Source organism: Pseudoalteromonas sp. APC 3495 (assembly GCF_030407645.1).
GTDB classification, from domain to species: domain Bacteria; phylum Pseudomonadota; class Gammaproteobacteria; order Enterobacterales; family Alteromonadaceae; genus Pseudoalteromonas; species Pseudoalteromonas tetraodonis.
Map to the genome: position 1 here is coordinate 1 of NZ_JASDDA010000054.1, position 23,778 is coordinate 23,778.

General features: G+C 40.5%; 21 protein-coding genes. 6 read left to right on the forward strand and 15 right to left on the reverse strand.

Annotated elements, in window-relative coordinates:
- Positions 1–119: 119 nt before the first annotated feature.
- The 6 genes from QL984_RS16250 to seqA all read right to left on the reverse strand — a co-directional run bounded on the left by QL984_RS16250 (position 120) and on the right by seqA (position 7,519).
- Entirely contained in the window at positions 120–1,688 is a 1,569-nt protein-coding gene (locus QL984_RS16250; protein ID WP_058154663.1) for a dihydrolipoyllysine-residue acetyltransferase, read from the reverse strand.
- A gap of 8 nt (positions 1,689–1,696) precedes the next feature.
- A complete protein-coding gene (locus QL984_RS16255) occupies positions 1,697–2,674 on the reverse strand; it encodes a transketolase C-terminal domain-containing protein (protein ID WP_013464999.1) in 978 nt (325 codons plus the stop codon).
- Positions 2,674–3,888: a thiamine pyrophosphate-dependent dehydrogenase E1 component subunit alpha gene (locus QL984_RS16260; protein WP_096038451.1), complete on the reverse strand. Its 1,215-nt coding sequence runs from the start codon at positions 3,886–3,888 to the stop codon at positions 2,674–2,676. Before QL984_RS16260 ends, QL984_RS16255 begins: the two co-directional genes overlap by 1 nt.
- 265 nt (positions 3,889–4,153) lie before the next feature.
- Positions 4,154–5,206, reverse strand: a complete 1,053-nt coding sequence (astE, locus tag QL984_RS16265; protein ID WP_013465001.1) for a succinylglutamate desuccinylase — start codon at positions 5,204–5,206, stop codon at positions 4,154–4,156.
- A gap of 81 nt (positions 5,207–5,287) precedes the next feature.
- Positions 5,288–6,925, reverse strand: a complete 1,638-nt coding sequence (pgm, locus tag QL984_RS16270; RefSeq protein WP_138764350.1) for a phosphoglucomutase (alpha-D-glucose-1,6-bisphosphate-dependent) — start codon at positions 6,923–6,925, stop codon at positions 5,288–5,290.
- 9 nt (positions 6,926–6,934) lie between these two features.
- Positions 6,935–7,519, reverse strand: coding sequence for a replication initiation negative regulator SeqA (seqA, locus tag QL984_RS16275; RefSeq protein WP_008113782.1), 585 nt, complete (start codon positions 7,517–7,519; stop codon positions 6,935–6,937).
- Positions 7,520–8,008: 489 nt separating this feature from the next.
- Between seqA and QL984_RS16280 the strand changes: the two genes are divergently transcribed.
- The 5 genes from QL984_RS16280 (at position 8,009) to fur (ending at position 10,542) form a co-directional block, all read left to right on the forward strand.
- Complete coding sequence (locus QL984_RS16280) at positions 8,009–8,776, forward strand: alpha/beta fold hydrolase (RefSeq protein WP_008113779.1); 768 nt, start codon at positions 8,009–8,011, stop codon at positions 8,774–8,776.
- 95 nt (positions 8,777–8,871) lie between these two features.
- Positions 8,872–9,093 (forward strand): DUF2788 domain-containing protein, encoded by a 222-nt coding sequence (locus QL984_RS16285; RefSeq protein WP_008113777.1) that lies wholly within the window; start codon positions 8,872–8,874, stop codon positions 9,091–9,093.
- A 2-nt stretch (positions 9,094–9,095) separates the two neighbouring features.
- Complete coding sequence (ybfE, locus tag QL984_RS16290; RefSeq protein ID WP_008113775.1) at positions 9,096–9,374, forward strand: LexA regulated protein; 279 nt, start codon at positions 9,096–9,098, stop codon at positions 9,372–9,374.
- Positions 9,375–9,387: 13 nt separating this feature from the next.
- Positions 9,388–9,915 carry a flavodoxin FldA gene (gene fldA / locus QL984_RS16295; RefSeq protein ID WP_008113772.1) on the forward strand — a complete coding sequence of 176 codons (528 nt, stop codon included), beginning with the start codon at positions 9,388–9,390 and terminating at the stop codon, positions 9,913–9,915.
- 183 nt (positions 9,916–10,098) lie between these two features.
- Positions 10,099–10,542: a ferric iron uptake transcriptional regulator gene (fur, locus tag QL984_RS16300; RefSeq protein ID WP_013465004.1), complete on the forward strand. Its 444-nt coding sequence runs from the start codon at positions 10,099–10,101 to the stop codon at positions 10,540–10,542.
- A gap of 71 nt (positions 10,543–10,613) precedes the next feature.
- Here fur and glnS read toward each other — a convergent pair whose 3' ends face one another.
- Entirely contained in the window at positions 10,614–12,278 is a 1,665-nt protein-coding gene (gene glnS / locus QL984_RS16305) for a glutamine--tRNA ligase (protein WP_128583830.1), read from the reverse strand.
- 214 nt (positions 12,279–12,492) lie between these two features.
- Between glnS and QL984_RS16310 the strand changes: the two genes are divergently transcribed.
- Complete coding sequence (locus tag QL984_RS16310) at positions 12,493–13,563, forward strand: DUF3083 family protein (protein ID WP_128583832.1); 1,071 nt, start codon at positions 12,493–12,495, stop codon at positions 13,561–13,563.
- Between the two features lie 77 nt (positions 13,564–13,640).
- Here the strand turns inward: QL984_RS16310 and sucD are convergent, their stop codons facing one another.
- The 8 genes from sucD to sdhC form a co-directional block, all read right to left on the reverse strand.
- Positions 13,641–14,513, reverse strand: coding sequence for a succinate--CoA ligase subunit alpha (gene sucD, locus QL984_RS16315; RefSeq protein WP_024603036.1), 873 nt, complete (start codon positions 14,511–14,513; stop codon positions 13,641–13,643).
- Complete coding sequence (gene sucC / locus QL984_RS16320; protein WP_008464053.1) at positions 14,513–15,679, reverse strand: ADP-forming succinate--CoA ligase subunit beta; 1,167 nt, start codon at positions 15,677–15,679, stop codon at positions 14,513–14,515. Before sucC ends, sucD begins: the two co-directional genes overlap by 1 nt.
- A gap of 176 nt (positions 15,680–15,855) precedes the next feature.
- Positions 15,856–17,373, reverse strand: a complete 1,518-nt coding sequence (gene odhB / locus QL984_RS16325) for a 2-oxoglutarate dehydrogenase complex dihydrolipoyllysine-residue succinyltransferase (protein WP_128583834.1) — start codon at positions 17,371–17,373, stop codon at positions 15,856–15,858.
- A gap of 3 nt (positions 17,374–17,376) precedes the next feature.
- On the reverse strand, positions 17,377–20,196 hold the full coding sequence (sucA, locus tag QL984_RS16330) for a 2-oxoglutarate dehydrogenase E1 component (protein WP_024603038.1): 2,820 nt from the start codon (positions 20,194–20,196) through the stop codon (positions 17,377–17,379).
- A gap of 87 nt (positions 20,197–20,283) precedes the next feature.
- Complete coding sequence (locus tag QL984_RS16335; RefSeq protein ID WP_008112091.1) at positions 20,284–21,000, reverse strand: succinate dehydrogenase iron-sulfur subunit; 717 nt, start codon at positions 20,998–21,000, stop codon at positions 20,284–20,286.
- Positions 21,001–21,010: 10 nt separating this feature from the next.
- On the reverse strand, positions 21,011–22,783 hold the full coding sequence (gene sdhA / locus QL984_RS16340) for a succinate dehydrogenase flavoprotein subunit (RefSeq protein WP_013465011.1): 1,773 nt from the start codon (positions 22,781–22,783) through the stop codon (positions 21,011–21,013).
- Positions 22,784–23,131 carry a succinate dehydrogenase, hydrophobic membrane anchor protein gene (sdhD, locus tag QL984_RS16345; protein ID WP_036954661.1) on the reverse strand — a complete coding sequence of 116 codons (348 nt, stop codon included), beginning with the start codon at positions 23,129–23,131 and terminating at the stop codon, positions 22,784–22,786.
- Positions 23,122–23,499: a succinate dehydrogenase, cytochrome b556 subunit gene (sdhC, locus tag QL984_RS16350; RefSeq protein ID WP_076916082.1), complete on the reverse strand. Its 378-nt coding sequence runs from the start codon at positions 23,497–23,499 to the stop codon at positions 23,122–23,124. The genes sdhD and sdhC overlap by 10 nt, the downstream gene beginning before the upstream one ends.
- Positions 23,500–23,778: the final 279 nt, after the last annotated feature.

Here is a 23,778-nt window from a genome sequence, read left to right on the forward strand (position 1 = left end):
CAAGGGTGATAAGAAAGAAGCCGAATAAGTACCCCTATAAAAGAAAATGCCAGTCAGTTCTTAACTGACTGGCATTAAGCTAGTTGCTGGTTTTTTAATTTATAAATGAATATAAAGACTTAGCGCATAGCCATCATCATTTTAGCTGGCTGCTCTAAGTATTCTTTCCATAAATTATTAAAGCGCGCGATAGTGCCGCCATCAATTACACGGTGATCCCCTGACCAACTTACTTGCATAATTGCACGCGATACCACTTGCCCTTGCTCGTCAAAGCGCGGAAGGTGCTGTAATTTACCTAAGGCAACAATCGCCACTTCTGGCTTATTAATAATTGGTGTAGCTATAGTGCCACCAATCGCACCAATATTAGAAATACTAATAGTACCGCCTTTTAAATCATCTGGTGCTACGCGGCCTTCTCGAGCTGAGTCAGTTAATTGCGTTAAATTATTAGCCACCTCTACAATACTCTTAGTTTGGCAGGCTTTAATATTTGGTACTAATAAGCCCACTTTAGAGTCCACTGCAACCCCAATATTGTGATCATCATAGTAGGTAATTTCACTGCAATCATCATTTACTTTTGAGTTAAGTACCGGGAATTCAGTCATTGCCAAAGATAATGCCTTAATAAAAAACGGCATCATCGTAAGTTTAACGCCCTGTGCTTTATATTGCTCTTTAAGATCAGTTCGAAGTGCAATTAAATCAGTTAGATCAATTTCGTCACTGTAAGTAAAGTGCGGAATCGTTGAAACTGAAGCCACCATTTGTTTTGCCATGGCCGCTTTAATGCCTTTAATTACTTCTGTTCGCGTTCCACCCGCGCTAGTTGCGTGTTCAGTACTACGAGTGTTTTTACTCTGGGTAGTTTGTGGCTTGTTAAGCTCAGAGGTATCCATGCCAGATGGCACTTCATTTTTTATAAACGCTTCAATATCTTGTTTATAAATACGGCCATTTTTACCACTACCTGGTACGCAGGTTAAATCAACGTCAAGCTCACGCGCTTTACGCCTAACCGCCGGTGATGCAACCGCTTTTTCGTTAACTATTGCAGTTTGCGTTTGCTTAGCAGGTGCGTCTGACGTTGCGTTACTTTGTGCTTTTACAACTGCTTGGTTAACATCAACGTCTTCTTTTGCGACTTGCCCTGCAACCGTCATTTGAAATAATGGGCTATGCACCTTCGCAATTTCACCTTTTTGATAATACAGCTTTTGCACTGTACCGGTGTATTTAGCTGGTATTTGTACTAATGCTTTATCGGTCATTACATCACAAACGGCTTGATCTTCTTCTATTTCATCGCCCTCTGCAACTAACCATTCAACAATTTCACACTCAACAATACCTTCACCAATGTCGGGTAAAATAAAGTCTTCTAAGTGTTCACGAGTACTTGTTGGTGAAGAAGCTGTTTGAGTCTCTTCACTAGGCGCTTCACCGGCAACATCCATTGCAAATAACGGCGCATGTACTTTAGCAATATCGCCTTTTTTACAATGCAGCTTAGTGATCACCCCATCGTGTACCGCTGGAATTTGCACTAAGGCTTTATCTGTCATCACATCACAAATAGGCTGATCTTCTTTTACAGTGTCGCCCTCTTGTACCAGCCATTCGACTACTTCGCATTCAACTATGCCTTCACCAATGTCAGGTAATATAAAATCTTTAGCCATGGAAACCCCTAAAAGTTCACTGATTGTTTAATTGCGGCCATTACTTTTAATGCATCTGGAACATATTCTTTTTCGAGCGCCAGCGGGTATGGCGTATCTAGGCCACAAACACGTAAAATAGGCGACTCTAAATGCAGAAAACACTCTTGAGCGATGGTTGCGGCTATTTCTGCGCCAAAACCGTTAGTAATAGGTGCTTCATGACTAACAATAAGACGGCCTGTTTTAGTCACTGATTTAGCAATCGTTTCAACATCCCATGGTAAAATACTGCGAAGGTCAATCACTTCACAGCTAATGCCCTGTTCACTGGCTTGCTTTGCCGCTGCTTCTATAATTTCCATTTGTGCACCCCACGCTAATAAAGTAACGTCAGTACCCTCTTGAACCACTTCAGCTTTACCAAGTTCAATGCTGTAATCTTCCTCAGGCACTTCACCAGTTGAAGCACGGTATAAACGTTTGGGCTCAAAAAATAGCACTGGGTTGTCGTCTTTAATACACGCACGCAGTAAGCCTTTAGCTTGGTACGGGTTACGCGGCACGACAATTTTTAACCCTGGCGTGTGAGCAAAGTACGCTTCTGGCGATTGCGAGTGATACAAACCACCAGCAATACCGCCACCGTAAGGTGTACGAATCGTTAGATTACCCACATTAAACTCATTACCACTACGATAACGAAACTTAGCCGATTCATTCACAATTTGATCAAACGCAGGAAAGATGTAATCAGCAAATTGAATCTCTGCCAATGCAGGTGCACCAAAGGCTGCCAAACCATTTGCAAAGCCTAAAATACCTTGCTCTGTGAGCGGGGTATTGAATACGCGATGCTTACCGTACTTTTCTTGTAACCCTGATGTTGCTCTAAAAACACCGCCAAAATAACCCACGTCTTCACCAAAAATACACGCTTGAGGATGTTCATTCATGGTGATATCTAAAGCAGAATTAATTGCATGTAGCATGTTCATTTTAGCCATTACTTAATTCTCCCTGCTGTTGTTGGGTAGGCGTCTGGATGTGCTTTTATATGCGTTTTAAGTTCATCATATTGACGTTGTAAAGATGGAATTGGCGTATCGTAAACATCTGAAATTAGCTCTTCTAACGCCGGCTTATCAATTACTTCAGCGCGTTTTAGTGCCGCTAAAATATCATCACGAATTGTTTCTTTCGCTTTGATATCTTCTGCGTCATCTAACCAATTTTGTTTTACTAACCATTTTCTAAAGCGCTCAATTGGGCATGTTTTATAGTTTGCTTCTTCATCTTTTGAACGGTAACCGCTTGGATCATCTGATGTTGAATGCGCACCTAAACGATACGCTATCGATTCAATTAATACCGGTTCACCTTGTGTTGCAGCAATTTCGCGGGCTTTTTTAGTAGCCGCGTAAACGGCGAGCGCATCACTGCCATCAACACGAATGGTTTTAATACCATAACCCACACCACGCGATGCAATCCCATCGCCTTTAAATTGCTCATCGGCTGGGGTTGAAATAGCATAACCATTGTTACGTGCAAAAAAGATAACCGGTGCTTTATGTACTGCAGCCATATTTAAGCCTGCATGAAAGTCACCTTCTGAGGCAGCCCCTTCACCAAAATAACAAATAGTAACGTTATCAATAGTACTTGCTAGTTCACCTGTTTTAGCATCAATGTGTTTTACTTTTTGACCATATGCGTAACCCGTAGCCTGTGGAATTTGTGTTCCCAAAGGTGATGAAATGGTCATGTAGTTAAGTGCTTTAGAACCATAATGGATCGGCATTTGACGGCCTTTACCTAAATCTAATTCATTCGAAAACATTTGGTTCATAAATTGATCAAGGGTAAAACCACGATAGTGTAAGGCTGCTTGTTCACGGTATTGCGCCATGATCATGTCATCTTGTTCAAGGGCTGCAGCAGAGGCTGTTACCGCCGCTTCTTCCCCTAAACACTGCATGTAAAAGCTAACACGCCCTTGGCGTTGAGCACCCTGCATACGTTCATCCAATAAACGAATAAAACGCATGGTTTCGTATAATTTAATAGCGGTGTGTTTAGAAATATCAGGTGCAGGAGCACTAGGATGAATGTCGCCGTCCTCAGTTAAAATACTCAGGGTTGGAATATTAAGTGCGTGGCCGTCAATAAACTCAAGCTCATGATTAATATTCAGCGATACGTTATTGGGATTACTCATAACCTACCTTCTTTTGTTGTCGGTATCACAGCGCCCCTTTGGATTATTATTATGGGTGATAGTTGCTGAATAAACTTTGCAACATCTGCACTGTATTTAATTAAAGCTGCCAACACTTTACGTTAACGTAAAGTGTTATTCAACAAAACTGTGACCAAACAAAAGTAAATAATGAGCAAAAAACTGGCAAGTTAACTATACATATAATTAACCACTTATTAATCAGTTGGTTAAACTTTAATAACAAGTGGTCTGATGTGTTGATTTAGCTAAAGCGGCTATCCACTTGCATAGGGACTACTGTAAGTAATGCACGTTGCCCAATGGCTACCTGTGCGTTAGGAAAAATAATTGCTTCCCCTTCTACGTCGGCATATATGGCATTATCGCCATCGGTGGCTAAAAGCTCACCCTTTGCAAACCCTGTAAAATTCTCGGCATCGTCAGAAAACGGAAAACTAAAGTTTTGCTCTGTGCGGTTAATAGTTCGATGAACAGAAAACAACTCAAAGTCGCTTGCATTAAATTCTGGGTATTTTACTTCTTTTTGGCTAATTAATGCAGTTAGAGTTTGTTTTGTTTTTGCAAAGCGTGACATGTCGTTTTCACCAAAGGGTTTCACTTGCCCAAGCTCTACAGTAAATGAGTCGGCACCATGCACAAACGACGAATAGTAGCTAAACGTGGTGGCTGGCGACTTCATCATCAATACTGTATTCACACCACAGCTTAATAAGAACTGCAGTTGCGACTTTTTCCAAGGCTTGCCATGTAAGAATGGGTAAACAGCAAATTTTTCGTTTTTAGAACCGCGAATAGCGGTATGTAAATCATAATGACAGCGATACGTACCCTGCTCTGAACGGGCGTAAAAATCGCTAACATATTGCTCAAGTTTATCAGCGCGAACGCGTTCGTCGTTCATCGCTATACCATCAACAGTGTGGTGGCCGTTAAACAAGCGGTTTAAGTTCTCTTCTACAAATCGTTTACCAATATTAATTGACTGAGGATTACCAAAAATAAATAAAACCCGTTGTTGTAATTCAAGTTGCCCACTAATAATGTGTTTAATGAGTTCATCGCAAATTTCAATGGGGGCTGTCTCATTGCCATGAATGGCACTGGATAGCACCACATTTTTTGAGGTTATACAATCTGGTTCAAACTCAATCACTCCGGTATCGTGTATGGTAACCTGAGTATTGTTATTAAGCGTAAATTGACCTGCCTCTAAATGCCATTCATGGTTTCGCGAAAGCGTTAAAAAATCACCATCTTGTTTTAATTGATTAATATATTCTGCAGTGGCTGACATAACGATAAAAGCCCTTTTTTTTGTAAATTATAGATACAAAAACGGCTGATAAAATCAGCCGTTTTTAGTTGTAATTGCATATTAGCTAATCACTGAATCAACCAGTTTTTTAGCTTCTTTTTCTAATAAGGCCAAGTGCTCTTCGCCTTTAAATGATTCTAAGTAAATTTTATAAATATCTTCTGTACCTGACGGACGCGCCGCAAACCAGCCACTTTCAGTTACCACTTTTAGCCCACCAATAGCTGCATTATTACCTGGCGCATGAGTTAGCTTTTGTAAAATAGGCTCACCCGCTAAGGTATCTGCTTTTACGTCACCAGCACTGAGTGCTTTTAATCGCGACTTTTGCTCAGGCGTTGCTGGCGCATCTAGGCGTTTATAAAGTGGCGCACCAAACTCTTGCTCTAGTTCTTTATACAGCGCAGACGGTGTTTTACCTGTAACAGCAAGAATTTCAGCGGCGAGTAAGCCCATGATAAAGCCATCTTTATCTGTACACCAAACCGTGCCATCAAAACGTAAGAAAGCCGCTCCAGCGCTTTCTTCACCACCAAAGGCCAATTTGCCTTTGTTTAAACCCTCAACAAACCATTTAAAGCCAACGGGTACTTCTTTTACTTTACGCTTGTTGCGCTCAGTTACTTTGTCAATCATTGAGCTAGAAACAAGAGTTTTACCGATTTCAACACTGGCATCCCAATCACGATGCGTTAGTAAATAGTCAATCGCTACGGCTAAAAAGTGATTAGGATTCATTAACCCATCTGGTGTTACTATGCCGTGACGGTCATAATCAGGGTCATTACCAATCGATAAATCAAAATCATCTTTAAGGGCAATTAAATTAGCCATTGAGTAAGGTGATGAGCAATCCATACGAATTTTGCCATCTTTATCAAGCGGCATAAATGCAAAACGCGGATCAACACTGTCATTAACGACCGTTAAATCTAAATTATATTTTTGCGCAATCACTGGCCAAAAGTTAATGCCTGAGCCACCTAATGGATCAATACCAATCTTGATGCCTGCATCGCTAATCGCTTTTAAATTAATAATGTTTTTTAAATCATCAATATAAGGCGTCATTAAATCTTCGTAGCGAATAAAACCAGAACGTGAAGCTTTAGCAAAAGGAAACAGTTCTACTTCAACTAAGTCTTCTAATAATAATTGATTGGCTCTGTCTTCAATCCATTTTGTAACGTCTGTGTCTGCAGGACCGCCATTGGGCGGGTTATATTTAAAACCGCCATCTTCTGGTGGATTATGAGATGGAGTCACTACAATGCCATCGGCAAGCTCATTAGGATGATTTTTATTATAACTAACAATAGCATGGCTAATAACTGGCGTTGGAGTAAAGTCACCATTTTCTTGGGTGATCACTTGCACTTCATTAGCAACCAACACTTCAATTGCTGAGTTAAAGGCCGCCTCGCTCAGTGCGTGGGTATCTTTACCTAAAAATAACGGACCAAATATATCGTTCTGTTTTCTGTAATCACAAATAGCTTGGGTGATTGATAATATGTGTGATTCGTTAAATTTTACATCGTAGGCACAGCCTCGATGCCCTGAGGTGCCAAATGCAACACAATGCTCGGGGTTTTGCTCTAAGTCAGGCTCATTTAAATAATACGCAGACACTAACTTTGGTACATTCACTAAAGCCGATTGTGGTGCAGTTTTACCTGCGCCGGAATGAATTGCCATGGTCTTTCCTTAAAGATAATCACGAATTTTTTCAGCTTGCTCGTTGCTATAGCCTAAACTAAGTGCAACTTCATGCAGCATCATTTTTTTACGCGTGGTATTAGAATTGGTCATCACCCAATATTCACTGTCAGTGATATTTTTTGGGTTCATACTACTACCGCTATTCACTAAGTCTTCTTTACTGGTCGCGAAGTAAACACGATCTCGACCTTTAATATCTAGCACCGCAGAGAAGTCTGTTTTATGCGTTCGATAAAATGCACTTAAAATAAATAAAAAACGACCTACAACGCCTTTTTGCATCGCCAATTCTTCTTTATTTAAAATATTAAATACGTTTGCATTTTTTTTATTTACCGGCGGTTTTGCCACTTGGGTTGGCTGTTCAACGTCTGCTATAGGTTGTTCTAGTGATGAATTAGACACACTAACGGTTTCATTTTTATGATCAGTGTCTAGTTTAGTGGTGTTAATTTTTTCGCCGTTGAGATTTAATAAACGACGTAAAATAGTGGATGCACTCTCACCAATACTCTGTGTATTGCTTGCAATGTACTGATATAACTCGTCGTCTATGTCGATTTGTTTCATGTTCTTCCTGTCATTACGGGTCACATTTTTCTTTCGATATGATTATACCCAAATCACCTCAAGATGCGAGTTTCAGTTGGAATTAAAAGCGATTTAGGCAAGGCATTGATTGCAAACAATAGTCGTTCTATTGCTAAAACCAATAACGCAGTATAAATCGCTTTTAAACCAACCCTCTGGGCGTTTCACAGGAACTTACTCTCATCGTTGTTAATTTTTAAAAGGGATCACCATTGTTGCAAACTAACGCCTTGATATTAAGCCCCGGTGAAACGCTGAATTCTGTATCTTGTGATGGTTTGGGTATATACCCAATCCAGTTAGAAATGCGAGTTACAACCCACGCGACCCTAAACATAGTTGTAATTAATAATTACTAAATAATCAGGAAGCTAGGTATTTTTGAGTCCAACATACAAATAATATCTGTATTTTTTGCTTTTTAGGGTAATGCTCGGCAAACTATGCGCAAAATTGAAGGAGGCGTCTATGCAATTAAATTACAAACAAATTGGTCAAGGTCCAAATGTTATTTTGATCCATGGACTGTTTGGCTCTTTAGAAAACCTTAATGTGATTGCAAAGCCATTAAGCGAGCATTTTTGCGTAACCAATGTTGATTTACGTAATCATGGCCTTTCGCCCCACAGCGATGAAATGGATTATACTGAAATGGCTAATGATGTTGTTGAATTAATGACGGCATTAAACATACAAAAAGCGCATCTGGTTGGGCACTCTATGGGCGGCAAAGTGGCGATGCAAATAGCACTGAGCCATACTGATTTAGTCGATAAACTAGTGGTTCTTGACATTGCGCCTGTGAGCTACCCTGCGCGCCATACTCAAATACTTGAGGCTTTAAATGCAGTAAAAAATGCAGATATTAGTGATAGAAAGCAAGCTGATTTAATAATGCAACCGTATATAGAGGAGTTAGGTGTACGTCAGTTTTTATTAAAAAGTTTATATAAAAATGATGATGGGCACTTTGTTTGGCGCTTTAATTTACCTGTGCTCGATGATAAATATTCAACTATTACCGCAAACATTAATGCAAATAATTCTTGTTTGTGCGAAACTCTGTTTATTAAAGGTAATGACTCTGACTACATTTTAACCGAGCATCGCGAAGCGATTAATGCGCTGTTTAAAAACGTCAGTGCAAAAATCATTCATGGTGCGGGTCATTGGTTACATGCCCAAAAACCACAGGCTGTAAACAAAGCAATCAATGATTTTTTAACTGCAGTTTAATGTTATTTTTATGGCGTGTTTTTGATTTATCACACTAAATAATTAAAGATTTATGTGCTATAGTACGCGCCGTTTAATTTAAAGGTTATACGTCGATGGTCAGTCAGTTTATTAACGAATTTGATACCTTAGGGTTGTATTTTGGCTTAGCAGGTATTTTTATTTTTATCGGCTTGGCAATTAAAGACGTACTGAAAAGCGGCAATGTGCCTAAATTTGGTCGTTATATTGTGTGGCTGGTACTCTTTTTAGGTTGCTCTGGCTTTATTGCCAAAGGACTTATTCAGGTATTTTGGCAAGGTGCGGGTGTAGGTTAAGCATGGCCAAGTCAGAAACAGATAGAACAACGCTTGATTTATTTGAATACGAGAAACGTCCAGGAAGACCTAAAACTAATCCCCTTCCTCGGGATATGCAGTTAAAGGTTAATAAACGTAATCAAATAAAAAGAGATAAGGCACGTGGTTTAAAGCGTGTTGAATTTAAAGTTTCGTCACAGCTGTATCAGGCACTGAGTGATATGGCAGATGCACAAAATATTAGCCGCAGTGCGTTGATCGAAACAATTTTACAAGAAAGATTGGCTATTGATAGATAAAAGGTTTAAATCCATGGCAAGTGTAGGCATTTTTTTCGGAAGTGACACAGGTAACACAGAACACGTAGCAAAAATGATCCAAAAAGAATTGGGTAAAAAGCTCGTTGCTGTGCATGACATTGCAAAAAGCTCTAAAGAAGAGATTGCTGAGTTTGATCTGATCTTATTCGGTATTCCAACTTGGTATTATGGTGAAGCGCAATGTGATTGGGATGATTTCTTTCCTGAGCTTGAAGAAGTAAGCTTTGAAGGTAAACTAGTGGCTATTTTTGGCTGTGGCGACCAAGAAGACTATGCAGAATACTTCTTAGATGCTATGGGCATGATTAACGATATCGTAACAGAACGTGGCGCTATTGTTGTAGGCCATTGGCCTACAGACAGTTATGATTTTGAAGCATCAAAAGGCATGGCTGATGACAAGCATTTTGTTGGTTTAGGTATTGATGAAGACCGTCAGCCAGAATTGACTGAGCAGCGTGTTAAGCAGTGGTGTGCTCAGGTATATGATGAAATGTGCTTAAGTGAGTTAGCAGATTAATCCCCCCCTTTTAAATGCTAACTGTTTAAAATATTATCAAACAGTTAGCATTTTCCGCGTTAATATTGATATAGATCAATTGTTCTTTGCACTTCCTGCTAAGGCACGTTATCCTAACTGTTATTGTGACGAGTACATCTTGCAAGATGTCTAGTATAACTAAATAAAATTGAGACAGATTTAATGACTGATCATAACTTGGAACTTAAAAAAGCCGGGCTAAAGGTAACTTTACCGCGTATTAAAATTTTAGAGATTCTTCAATCTCCAGATAACCAACACATAAGCGCTGAAGATGTTTACAAGGTTTTATTAGATCTAGGCGAAGAAATTGGTCTTGCGACTGTTTACCGTGTTTTAAATCAATTTGATGATGCAGGAATTGTAAGCCGTCACCACTTTGAAGGCGGTAAGTCAGTATTTGAACTTTCTGGCAGCACTCACCATGACCACTTAGTGTGTTTAAAATGTGGCAAGGTTGTTGAGTTTGAAGATGATTTAATTGAACGTCGTCAACTCGAAATAGCTGAAGAAAACGGTATTAAGCTGACCAATCACTCTCTTTACCTATATGGCGAATGTGAAGATAAAGACGCGTGTAAAGCGTTTGCGCAAAGCAATAGTTAAAAGCCTATTTAGTTTAATAAAAAAAACCTGCGATTAAGCAGGTTTTTTTATAACTAAAAAATAGAGCAGTATTATTTGTGCTCTATTTTAGCCCACGAATCACGTAAGCCAACCGTTTGGTTAAATACCACGTTTTCTGATTTAGTATCACGTGAGAAATAACCGGTACGCTCAAACTGAAAACCTTGTGCAGGTACAGAATTAGCCAATGAAGGTTCAAGTTTAGCATTAGAAATAACCACTAATGAGTCTGGGTTTAACGTGCTTTCAAAGTCCTCTGCGGCTGCAGGGTTAGGCACACTGAATAAACGGTCATATAAACGTACTTCAGCTGTCACTGACTCAGGCGCAGATACCCAATGAATAACCCCTTTTACTTTACGACCATCGCTTGGATTTTTACCCAATGTTTCAGGATCGTAAGTACAGTAAATAGTGGTAATTTCACCATTGTCGTCTTTTTCAACACGCTCTGCCTTAATCACATAAGCACCACGTAAGCGTACTTCTTTATCAAGCACTAAACGTTTAAACTTATTGTTCGCTTCTTCACGGAAATCTTCGCGTTCGATAAAAATTTCACGCGTGAAAGGCACTTCACGGCGACCCATTTCTTCTTTATTTGGGTGATTAGCCACAGAAAGCGTTTCTACTTTATCGGCTTCATAATTCTCAATCACAATTTTCACTGGATCAAGTACAGCCATTGCACGCGGAGCATTTTCGTTTAAGTCATCACGGATACACGCTTCAAGCATGCCCATTTCAACCATATTTTCCTGCTTAGTAATACCGATACGCTGACAGAATTCACGAACAGATGCCGGTGTATAACCACGACGACGCAGACCCGCAATGGTTGGCATTCGCGGATCATCCCACCCTTCTACGTGCTTATTAACCACTAAGTCATTAAGCTTACGCTTTGACATAATTGTGTATTCAAGGTTTAAACGTGAAAACTCAATTTGTTGCGGGTGACATTCAAGGCTGATGTTATCCAATACCCAGTCATATAAACGACGGTTATCTTGAAACTCTAGCGTACATAATGAATGAGTAATGCCTTCAAGTGCATCAGAAATACAATGCGTGAAGTCGTACATTGGGTAAATGCACCACTTATCCGCTGTTTGATGATGATTAGCAAAACGTATACGGTATATAATTGGATCGCGCAGCACCATAAATGAGCTGGCCATATCTATTTTAGCGCGAAGGACACATTCACCTTCTTTAAATTCACCGTTACGCATTTTTTCAAATAATGCGAGGTTTTCTTCAGGTGATGTTTCGCGGTATGGGCTGTTTTTACCAGGCTCTTTTAATGTACCACGGTATTCGCGAGCTTGATCTGCAGTTAAGAAACAAACATACGCTAAGCCTTTATTAATAAGCTCTACCGCATAACCATAAAGCAGATCAAAATAGTTTGACGAATACTTAATCTCACCATCCCAATTAAACCCTAACCACTGTACGTCTTCTTTAATTGAATTAACGTAGTTAATATCTTCTTTTTCTGGGTTTGTATCGTCAAAACGAAGGTTACATAAACCGTTATAGTCTTTGGCGATACCAAAATTTAAGCAAATTGATTTTGCATGGCCAATATGTAAAAAGCCATTAGGTTCAGGTGGAAAACGGGTATGCGTTGTGGCATGTTTTCCACTTGCTAAATCTTCATCAATTCGGGTTCTAATAAAGTTATTTGGGCGATTCTCGATTTCCGCCATAGGATTATAAACCTCTGTATATTGCGTGATAACAAAACTACTGCATTATTACAAAAACCAACCTTAACATACAGTAATAGATGCGGGTTTATGCAGTTATTACCAAAGTTTGTTAGATAAGGGGTAGTTTATGAGCAAAATTTGTTTTAGCGCAATATTAAAGTCATTAAAGCGATTTATAGTAAACGAATAACCCCAACTTAAAGGAACGAAGATGGCCTCATTAAATCAACACCGCATATATATTCCAAGTAATGCACGTGCAAATCATTACTTATTAGCCGAAATTACACCTAATGAAGATTTTTATAAAAACTTCAGTAATATTAATGCTTGCTATGAACGAATTGCGCGTCAGTTATTTGCATCATGTGATGAATATGAACTGCATAATGTCCATTTACTCGCAAATGATAAACTCCCCGTGGTGAGATTTCATGATGAGTCTTACCAACTTGAAACCGATAAGCAAATGTTGTTTTTTTATAACCCTCGTTACCATGAAGCGCATAAACTTCATCACACAGAAAATCAGCAAAGTAAAAAAATACGCCTATTGTTTTTAGCTACTGGTGAAGATATACGTGCCTACTCTGCGCAATTTCATACCAATGTACAAAAAGTATTGAGTCATTTACAAGATCAGTTATTCTTAGACCAGCCAAGCTTTAAGCTGCGCGATCATCAACATTTAACCTATGATTTATTCGCTAAAGAAAAAGGTAATAAAGAAAGCTATGGATATAAACTAAGAAGTTTATATCCTCGTTATCAATCCAGACAATGCGCAATACCTAGTAGCCATGCTGAAATGACTTACGTCACCTTCTCTATTCCCGTGTCACGTAATATTAAAACGCAATTTCAAACACAAATTAATAGCCATACTTATAAACCGTTTTATAACCACTTTTTGCAGTTATTTAGTCAACTTTGTGAAGATAATAGACTCACCCATGCAGCGATGGTTGCCAATGGGGCAATGCCAATAATTCGTAATAGTGAAGTAGATAGAAATGAGGGAAATGGTGAGTTACAAAAAATTAGTTTTGATATAGAAGATTCAGCGCCACAAATGAAAGTATTTTTTGATGAAAATAAACTCGTAGAGACGCTGCATTTTGTGATTGTTGCCGCCGCGCATAATAAACATGAGATTGGCTATGGTCGCTTTATGAATCAAGTAGAGAAAACCGTTCATGCATTCTGTGATGAATTAGCAATTAATAAGCAGCGCCAAGATTTATCTCTGCGATTTTTTCAACATATTAGTTACCCGTTTTAAGATTAAGGGCAATACGCTCTAGCCATACATAAAAAAAGGCTCGCAATTGCGAGCCTTTTTTAAAGAATAACCGCTGATTACCAGCCTGTTTTTTCTTTAAGTGCTTTACCGATATCAGCCAGTGAACGTACAGTTTTTACGCCCGCAGCTTCTAATGCAGCAAATTTCTCATCAGCAGTACCTTTACCGCCTGCGATGATTGCGCCAGCGTGACCCATACGCTTACCTTCTGGTGCAGTAACACCAGCAATGTAAGAAACAACAGGTTTAGTTACGTTAGCTTTGATGTACTCTGCAGCTTCTTCTTCTGCAGTACCACCAATTTCACCAATCATTACGATTGCTTCAGTTTGGTCGTCTTTTTCGAACATTTCTAAAACGTCGATAAAGTTAGTACCTGGGATTGGGTCGCCACCAATACCAACACACGTAGACTGACCAAAACCAGCATCTGTAGTTTGTTTAACTGCTTCGTACGTTAAAGTACCAGAGCGTGAAACAATACCTACTTTACCAGGCTTGTGGATGTGACCAGGCATGATACCAATCTTAGTCTCACCAGGAGTGATAACACCTGGACAGTTAGGACCGATCATACGTGTACCTGTTTGATCTAGTTTAACTTTAACGTCAACCATATCAAGTGTAGGAATACCTTCAGTAATACAAACAATTAGCTCGATGCCCGCATCGATTGCTTCTAAGATTGCATCTTTACAAAAAGGTGCTGGTACGTAGATAACTGATGCAGTTGCGCCAGTTGCTTCTACAGCGTCACGTACTGTGTTAAATACTGGAAGACCAAGGTGCGTTTGACCGCCTTTACCTGGGCTTACACCACCAACCATTTGTGTACCGTACTCAAGCGCTTGCTCTGAGTGGAAAGTACCTTGACCACCAGTGAAACCTTGACAGATAACTTTTGTATCTTTATTGATTAATACAGACATTATTTGCCCTCCGCAGCAGCAACAACTTTTTCAGCCGCGTCTGTTAATGATTCAGCAGCGATGATGTTTAGATCAGACTTAGCAAGTACTTCACGACCTAGTTCAGCATTAGTACCTTCTAAACGTACAACTACTGGTACTGTTACACCTACTTCTTTAACTGCGCCAATGATGCCTTCTGCAATCATGTCACAACGAACGATACCGCCGAAGATGTTAACTAAAACAGCTTTAACGTTGTCATCTGAAAGGATAATTTTGAATGCTTCAGATACACGTTCTTTCGTTGCGCCGCCACCAACATCTAGGAAGTTAGCTGGCTTGCCACCGTGTAGGTTTACGATGTCCATAGTACCCATTGCTAGGCCTGCACCGTTAACCATACAACCTACGTTACCATCAAGGGCTACATAGTTAAGCTCGAAGCTTGCTGCGTGAGCTTCACGCGCATCTTCTTGAGATGGATCGTGCATTTCACGGATTTTAGGTTGACGGTAAAGTGCATTACCATCGATACCGATTTTACCATCTAGACAGTGAAGGTTACCTTCATCTGTGATTACTAGCGGGTTGATTTCAAGTAATGCGAAATCGAAATCGTTGAACATATTACCAAGACCCATGAAGATCTTAACAAACTGTTTCATTTGCGTTGGGTTAAGACCCAATTTAAAACCAAGCTCACGTGCTTGGTAAGCTTGAGGACCTACTAATGGATCGATCTCAGCTTTGTGGATAAGTTCTGGTGTTTCTTCAGCAACAGTTTCAATTTCAACGCCGCCTTCAGTAGACGCCATGAACACAACTTTACGAGAAGCACGGTCAACAACAGCACCTAGGTACAGTTCGTTAGCGATGTCAGTACAGCTTTCTACTAAAATTTTAGCAACTGGCTGGCCTTTCTCGTCTGTTTGGTAAGTAACTAGGTTTTTACCTAACCAGTTAGCTGCAAACGCTTTAACTTCGTCGATAGTTTTAACTAGCTTTACACCGCCAGCTTTACCACGTCCACCTGCGTGAACCTGAGTTTTAACAACCCACATATCGCCGCCAATCTTTTCAGCAGCTGCTGCAGCTTCTTCAGGTGTATCGCAAGCGAAACCTTGAGAAACTGGTAAACCATATTCGGCAAAAAGTTGTTTTGCCTGATACTCATGCAAATTCATGATGCTTTATCCAATTTTTTATATTAAAAGAGTTGAATATTTATGCAAATAAACAACTATCCCAAATTGCGTGCCTAGTATAGATCTCATGGCGCTACATGAAAACCCCAGTATGACCATAGGCACAAAAAAAAAGCTGTGATTTTAACTCACAGCTTATATTTCATACTACTTAATTAAACATCCAGCAGTAAACGTGTTGGATCTTCAAGTAACTCTTTAATTGTTACTAAGAAACCAACTGATTCTTTACCATCGATTTGGCGGTGATCGTAAGATAACGCTAAATACATCATAGGTAAGATTTCAACTTTACCGTTTACAGCCATTGGACGATCTTGGATTTTGTGCATACCCAAAATTGAAGACTGCGGTAAGTTAATAATTGGAGTAGATAGTAACGAACCGAATACACCACCGTTGGTGATAGTGAAGTTACCGCCGGTCATATCGTCAAGCGTTAACTTACCATCACGACCTTTAAGCGCTAGCTCACGAATCCCCTTTTCGATTTCTGCAACAGATAGCTTGTCACAGTCTTTAAGAACAGGTGTTACTAAGCCACGAGGTGTAGAAACAGCAATGCTGATGTCGAAATAGTTGTGGTAAACAATATCATCGCCATCAATTGATGCATTTACATCTGGGAAACGCTTTAACGCTTCAGTCACTGCTTTCACGTAGAAAGACATGAAACCTAAACGGATACCGTGGCGCTTTTCAAATACTTCTTGGTACTGCTTACGAAGATCCATGATTGGCTTCATGTTAACTTCGTTAAATGTAGTTAACATTGCAGTAGAGTTTTTCGCTTCAAGAAGACGATTCGCAATTGTTTTACGTAAACGTGTCATAGGCACACGTTTTTGCGTGCGGTCACCCATAGGTGCTGCTGGCGCTGCTTCAGCTTTTGCTGCTGGAGCAGGTGATTTCAAGAATTGATCAACATCTTCTTTAGTCACACGACCATTTTTACCTGAACCTTTGATTTTTGATGCATCAAGGCCTTTCTCAGCAATTAAACGACGAACAGATGGCGTTAACACATCTGAACTCTCGCTTGAACTTTCTTCTTTGGCTGCTGGTGCGTCCGCTTTAGCGTCAGATTTAGCGGGTGCAGCGCCTGCTTTTACTTTACCAATTACTTGCTCACCAAGAACAGTATCGCCTTCGTCATGAATGATTTCACCCATAACGCCGTCTTCTTGGGCAACCACTTCAAGTACAACTTTATCTGTTTCAATATCAACCAAGTTTTGGTCGCGTGTTACCGCGTCACCTGATTGAACATGCCAAGTAGCAATTGTTGCATCTGCAACTGATTCTGGAAGTACAGGTACTTTAATATCCACTTCTTTACCTTCTGATGCTGGTGCTGATTGCGCCGCCGGCGCGTCTTCTGATTTTTCTGATGCTGAGCTATCTTCTTTTGGCTCTTTACTTGGTGATGCTTCTTGCGCATCACCAATTAAACCGATCACTTGGTCACCAAGTACCGTAGCACCTTCTTCTTGTGAAATTTCAGTGATCACACCGTCATTTTGTGCAACCACTTCTAAAACCACTTTGTCTGTTTCAATATCTACTAAGTTTTGGTCACGGCTTACTTTGTCGCCAACACTTACATGCCATGTAGCAACGGAAGCATCTGCAACCGACTCAGGAAGAACAGGAACTTTAATTTCTGTGCTCATTGCTTATCCTTTCTTTTCTATAGTAAGCGCGTCGGCAACGAGCGCTTGTTGTTCTTTAGTATGTACTGACATATATCCACATGCAGGAGATGCTGATGCCTTACGGCCTGCATATTTCAATTTTGCACCTTGTGGAATTGCATCAACAAAGTGATGTTGTGAACAGTACCAAGCGCCTTGGTTTTGCGGCTCTTCCTGACACCACACAAAATCAGTAACGTGTTGGTAACGTTCAATAATTGCTTTCATTTCGTCATGTGGGAACGGGTAAAGCTGCTCAACACGAACAATTGCAATATTGTCTTGCTCAAGTTTACGACGCTCTTGTAATAATTCGTAGTAAACTTTGCCGCTACAAAATACAACACGTTCTACTTTCTTAGCATCAATCTCATCAATTTCATCAATGATGTTGTGGAATACACCCTCAGAAAGCTCTTCTAGCGATGACGTTGCAAGTGGATGACGTAGCAATGATTTAGGTGTCATTACAATCAGTGGACGACGCAGTGGTCTAACTGATTGACGACGTAACATTGCGTACACTTGCGCCGGTGTTGATGGCACACATACTTGCATGTTGTGATCAGCACAAAGCTGTAAAAAGCGTTCTAGACGAGCTGAGCTGTGCTCTGGACCCTGACCTTCATAGCCATGAGGTAACAAACACGTTAAGCCACATAAGCGACCCCACTTTTGCTCACCTGAACTTAAGAACTGGTCAAATACCACCTGTGCACCATTAGCGAAATCACCAAATTGTGCTTCCCACAATACTAATGAGGTCGGCTCTGCAGTTGCATAACCATATTCAAATGCTAATACCGCTTCTTCAGACAGTACTGAGTCGAACACTTCAAACGTACCTTGATCTTCACTAAGGTTCTGTAATGGTAAATACGTTGCACCATCTTTTTGACTATGAACAACCGCATGACGGTGGAAGAAGGTACCACGACCTGAATCTTGTCCAGTTAGACGAATATCAGTGCCTTCAGCTGCAATAGTTGCATACGCTAAAGTTTCTGCCATACCCCAATCAAGTGGTTTTTCGCCAGCAGCCATTGCTTTACGATCATCGTATATTTTTTTAACACGAGATTGTGCTTTGTACTCTTCTGGGTAACTTGCAACTATGTTACCAAGTTCTTTAAGCTTTTCTACCGAAACGCTAGCATCGTAATCAACACTCCATTCATGGCCTACATACTTAGCCCAATCTGAAGAGTGTGATGTTTCTGGCTGTATTTCTTCAACAACACAGTTGCCATCGTCTAAACCATTACGGTAATCATCAGCAAGTGCTTTCACTTCATCTTCTGTGAAAGAACCTTCAGAAATCAGCTGATCCGCGTAGATTAAACGAGGTACTGGGTGTTTTTTAATTTTTTGGTACATAATTGGCTGTGTAGCGTTAGGCTCATCAGCTTCGTTATGACCATGGCGACGGTAACAAACAAGGTCAATCACAACGTCACGTTTAAACTGATTTCTAAAATCAAGCGCGAGTTGCGTTACAAAAGCAACCGCTTCAGGATCATCAGAGTTTACGTGGAAAATTGGCGATTGAACCATTTTTGCGATATCAGTACAGTAATCAGTTGAGCGTACATCGTCTTTTTTACTTGTTGTAAAACCAACTTGGTTATTAACAACAATACGGATACTACCGCCACAACTAAATGCATTAGTTTGCGATAAGTTAAACGTTTCTTGAACAACACCCTGACCTGCAATTGCTGAGTCGCCGTGGATAGTGATTGGAAGTGCTTTGCTGCCTGTTTTGTCATTAAGACGATCAAGACGTGCACGCACAGAGCCCATAACCACCGGATTTACGATTTCTAAATGCGACGGGTTAAACGCAAGTGCCATGTGCACGTTGCCACCTTTAGTCGCGAAATCTGATGAATAACCCATGTGGTATTTAACATCACCTGAGCTTAACGTTTCTTTGTGCTTGCCAGCAAACTCATCAAAAAGTTCTGATGGATTTTTGCCTAGCACATTAACAAGAACATTTAAGCGACCGCGGTGAGCCATACCAATAACGGCTTCTTTTTGGCCACTTTCACCGGCACGGTGAATAAGCTCTTTTAACATAGGCACTAACGCATCGCCACCTTCAAGTGAGAAACGCTTAGCACCCGGGAACTTAGCCCCTAAATATTTTTCAAGACCATCAGCCGCCGTTAATCCCTTGAGGATTCGTAGCTTTTCATTTTTATCAAATTTTGGCCTAGACTGAACAGACTCTAAACGCTGTTGTAACCAACGCTTTTCTTCTGTTGATGTGATGTGCATATACTCGGCGCCAATAGAACCACAGTAAGTGGTTTTTAGTGCTTGGTATAACTCACCTAAAGGCATAGTATCGCGGCCAACGGCAAACGATCCTACGTTAAATTCGCGGTCAAAGTCAGCATCCGATAAGTCGTGGTACTCTAGCTCTAAATCTCGTACACGTTCTCGTTGCCAAATACCTAGTGGATCTAGGTTTGCATTTTGGTGTCCACGAAAACGGAAAGCATTAATAAGTTGCAGTACTTTAACCTGTTTAAGGTCGCCACCACTGCCCTCTGCTACCACTACTTCTCTATGCTTGTTTTTAGCAAGCGCCGCAAATTGTGAACGAACTTCTGAATGTTTTACTTCAACATCCACACCATCTACTTTTGGTAACTGTTCGAACACTTCTCGCCATTCTTCTGGCACCGAAGTCGCATCGTCTAAATACGCTTCATAAAGCTCTTCAACATAAGCAACGTTACCGCCGTTTAAATGTGAAGATTCTAGCCATGCCTTCATCACACCTTCGTGCATTTATAAGCCCTTTTTTTTAGCGCAGAAATTAATAGTTATATAACAAGATGGCTAATAAATTATTAGCCATCTTTCGTCTACTAGAAATTAAACCGAGCGGTTTAATAACATAGATTTTATTTGTCCAATTGCTTTGGTCGGATTAAGACCCTTAGGACAAACGCTAACACAGTTCATGATACTGTGGCAACGGAACACACTGAATGCATCGTCTAAGTCAGCTAAACGCTCTTCTGTTGCTGTGTCTCGGCTATCAGCTAAGAAACGGTAAGCATGAAGAAGGCCTGCTGGACCTATAAACTTATCTGGATTCCACCAGAAAGAAGGACACGATGTAGAACAACATGCACATAAAATACACTCGTAAAGCCCATCTAATTTATCACGTTCTTCGATAGATTGAAGACGTTCACCTGCAGCAGGCTCATCATTAATTAGATACGGTTTTACTTTTTCGTATTGAGTGTAGAACTGACTCATGTCAATAACAAGGTCACGAACAACAGGAAGTCCAGGTAATGGACGCACTACGATTTTACCTTTGCCATTTTTTTGCAGCGTAGATAAAGGAGTAATACATGCTAAACCGTTCTTACCATTCATGTTTACGCCGTCTGAACCACACACGCCTTCACGGCATGAACGACGAAACGATAGTGTAGGATCTTGCTCTTTTAATAGTAAAAGTGCATCCAATACCATCATGTCTTGGCCTTCCTCAGTTTGCAAAGTGTAATCTTGCATACGAGGTGCGTTATCAACATCCGGATTGTAACGATAAACTGAAAATTGTACTTGTGCCATCGTCTCGCTCCTAGTAGGTACGTGCTTTAGGTGGGAAAGCTTCACGTGTTTTAGGCTCGTAGTTTACTTTACGCTTGCTCATTTCATCCGTTACCGGATTAAATACTGAGTGACATAACCAGTTTTCGTCATCACGATCTGGGAAGTCAAAGCGAGAGTGTGCGCCACGGCTTTCAGTACGGAAGTTTGCAGCTACTGCAGTTGAGTAAGCTGTTTCCATTAAGTTGTCTAGTTCTAAACATTCAATACGCATGGTGTTAAAGTCTGATGATTTGTCATCAAGACGCGCGTGCTGTAAACGTTCACGGATTTCTTTAAGTTCAGTAAGACCTGTAGCCATTGAGTCACCTTCACGGAATACCGAGAAGTTAAGCTGCATACATTGTTGTAGGTCTTTCTTGATTTGAACTGGGTCTTCGCCTTGACCAGCTGTTGAGTTTTCCCAACGGTTAAAGCGCGCAAGAGACGCTTCTAGGTCAGACTCTGAAGCCGCTTTAGAAATTTCAACGTCATTTAGGTATTTACCTAAGAAGTTACCTGCTGCACGGCCAAATACAACTAAGTCAAGTAATGAGTTACCACCTAAGCGGTTAGCACCATGTACAGATACACACGCAATCTCACCAACAGCAAATAAACCTTGTACTACTTTTTCGTTGCCAGCAGCATCGATATTAAGTACTTGACCATTTACGTTTGTTGGCACACCACCCATCATGTAGTGACATGTTGGGATAACTGGAATCGGTTCTTTTGCAGGGTCAACGTGAGCAAATGTTTTAGCAAGATCACATACACCTGGAAGACGTAAGTTAAGCGTTTCTTCGCCTAAGTGGTCAAGTTTCAACTTAAGGTGAGGACCCCAAGGACCATCACAACCACGACCTTCACGAATTTCTGTCATCATTGAACGAGCAACAACGTCACGAGACGCTAAATCTTTAGCATTTGGTGCGTAACGTTCCATGAAGCGTTCGCCATCTTTATTTAAAAGATAACCACCTTCACCACGACAACCTTCAGTTACTAGCGTACCAGCGCCAGCTATACCTGTCGGGTGGAACTGCCACATTTCCATGTCTTGCATAGAAATACCAGCACGTGCAGCCATACCAACACCGTCACCGGTATTAATGTGAGCATTGGTTGTTGATGCGAAAATACGACCTGCACCACCTGTCGCTAACACAACTGCTTTTGATTTGAAGAAGGTGATTTCACCTGTTTCAATTTCAATCGCTGTACAGCCTACTACATCGCCATTATCGTTTTTAACTAAATCAAGTGCATACCATTCTGAGAATACATTGGTTTTGTTTTTAACGTTTTGTTGATAAAGAAGGTGTAATAATGCATGGCCCGTACGGTCAGCTGCTGCTGCAGTACGCGCAGCCTGTTCACCACCAAAGTTTTTCGATTGACCACCGAAAGGACGTTGGTAAACACGGCCATTTTCAAAACGCGAAAATGGTAAGCCCATGTTTTCTAATTCAGTAATAGCTTCTGGGCCAGTTTGACACATGTATTCGATAGCGTCTTGGTCACCGATAAAATCGGAACCTTTAACGGTATCATACATATGCCATTCCCAGTTATCTTCATGCGAGTTACCTAACGCGACTGTAATACCGCCTTGAGCAGATACAGTGTGTGAGCGTGTCGGGAAAACTTTAGAGATTAGCGCACATGTTTTGCCAGATTCAGTAATAGCAAGAGCAGCGCGCATACCTGCACCACCGGCACCAATTACTACGGCGTCAAATTCACGAACAGAATATTTCACTTAAACACCCCATAAAACGATTAAACCCACAGCTACGTAAGCAACAGCCATTAGGTTTAGTACAAAGCCTAAAAAAGCACGCAATTTAGCGTTCTTTACATAGTCGGTAAGAACCTGCCAAAGGCCGATACGGGTATGAACCATAATGCAAATTAGGGTGATTAACGTTGCCCCTTTCATTGCTAGGTTTGAGAATAGGCCTGTCCAGGCTTCATATGTGACTTCTGGCATTGCTAAAAAATAGCCAATAATAAAGATTGCATACGCGCTGATTATTAATGCCGTTGTGCGTAAAGATACAAAATCTTGTACGCCATCACGTTTAAGAGTTGCTTGATTTAAGACCATATCCACACCCCTGCCAATACAGCAAACACAACGCCAAGTGCCATCGCAATTTTAGCGCTAGTATTGCCTGATTCAAGTTCTTCCCAATGCCCCATATCCATAATAATGTGACGGATACCACCGATAAGGTGATAACCCAATACAGAAAGGGTGCCCCAAGCTATAAATTTGGCAATGAATCCGTTAAACAGACTCTTGACGAATTCAAAACCTTCAGCTGAAGAAAGAGACTCTGACCAAGCCCAAATGACAAACGTTAAAGCAAAAAATAATGCAACACCGGTGACGCGGTGAAAAATTGAAGCTTTAGCCGTTGCCGGCATAGATATAGTTGTTAGATCTAGATTTACAGGTCTTTGCTTTTTCACAGTTACTTGCCCATCTTGCCCGCAGTGGGGCTCATCTACTTGTTTTTCTAAAACCCACCAAATGTTTCTGGTGGAACTATCAAAATAAACGTATTGATACTAATAAAGTTCACTTTTTATGAAAATTATTATGTAAAAAAAAGTTTACCCAAATACAAATTGGTTAAAAACCTCCGTTAGTATATATAGCCGGAGACTCTTTTACAATTCTTGTTTACTTTGAGTCGTTTGCGAATTAGCCAATGGTATAATATTCAATCTATACCGAATATTTATTAT

Excerpts from the sequence above, each read along its gene's own strand:
- seqA (WP_008113782.1), bottom strand. The coding sequence starts at position 7,519 with ATGAAACAAATCGACATAGACGACGAGTTATATCAGTACATTGCAAGC.
- ybfE (WP_008113775.1), top strand. The coding sequence starts at position 9,096 with ATGGCCAAGTCAGAAACAGATAGAACAACGCTTGATTTATTTGAATAC.
- fldA (WP_008113772.1), top strand. The coding sequence starts at position 9,388 with ATGGCAAGTGTAGGCATTTTTTTCGGAAGTGACACAGGTAACACAGAA.
- fur (WP_013465004.1), top strand. The coding sequence starts at position 10,099 with ATGACTGATCATAACTTGGAACTTAAAAAAGCCGGGCTAAAGGTAACT.
- QL984_RS16310 (WP_128583832.1), top strand. The coding sequence starts at position 12,493 with ATGGCCTCATTAAATCAACACCGCATATATATTCCAAGTAATGCACGT.
- astE (WP_013465001.1), bottom strand. The coding sequence starts at position 5,206 with ATGTCAGCCACTGCAGAATATATTAATCAATTAAAACAAGATGGTGAT.
- sucA (WP_024603038.1), bottom strand. The coding sequence starts at position 20,196 with ATGCACGAAGGTGTGATGAAGGCATGGCTAGAATCTTCACATTTAAAC.
- QL984_RS16250 (WP_058154663.1), bottom strand. The coding sequence starts at position 1,688 with ATGGCTAAAGATTTTATATTACCTGACATTGGTGAAGGCATAGTTGAA.
- sdhD (WP_036954661.1), bottom strand. The coding sequence starts at position 23,131 with ATGGTCTTAAATCAAGCAACTCTTAAACGTGATGGCGTACAAGATTTT.
- pgm (WP_138764350.1), bottom strand. The coding sequence starts at position 6,925 with ATGGCAATTCATTCCGGCGCAGGTAAAACTGCACCACAATCGGCTTTA.
- odhB (WP_128583834.1), bottom strand. The coding sequence starts at position 17,373 with ATGAGCACAGAAATTAAAGTTCCTGTTCTTCCTGAGTCGGTTGCAGAT.
- glnS (WP_128583830.1), bottom strand. The coding sequence starts at position 12,278 with ATGGCGGAAATCGAGAATCGCCCAAATAACTTTATTAGAACCCGAATT.
- QL984_RS16260 (WP_096038451.1), bottom strand. The coding sequence starts at position 3,888 with ATGAGTAATCCCAATAACGTATCGCTGAATATTAATCATGAGCTTGAG.
- QL984_RS16285 (WP_008113777.1), top strand. The coding sequence starts at position 8,872 with ATGGTCAGTCAGTTTATTAACGAATTTGATACCTTAGGGTTGTATTTT.
- QL984_RS16255 (WP_013464999.1), bottom strand. The coding sequence starts at position 2,674 with ATGGCTAAAATGAACATGCTACATGCAATTAATTCTGCTTTAGATATC.
- sucC (WP_008464053.1), bottom strand. The coding sequence starts at position 15,679 with ATGAATTTGCATGAGTATCAGGCAAAACAACTTTTTGCCGAATATGGT.
- QL984_RS16280 (WP_008113779.1), top strand. The coding sequence starts at position 8,009 with ATGCAATTAAATTACAAACAAATTGGTCAAGGTCCAAATGTTATTTTG.
- QL984_RS16335 (WP_008112091.1), bottom strand. The coding sequence starts at position 21,000 with ATGGCACAAGTACAATTTTCAGTTTATCGTTACAATCCGGATGTTGAT.
- sucD (WP_024603036.1), bottom strand. The coding sequence starts at position 14,513 with ATGTCTGTATTAATCAATAAAGATACAAAAGTTATCTGTCAAGGTTTC.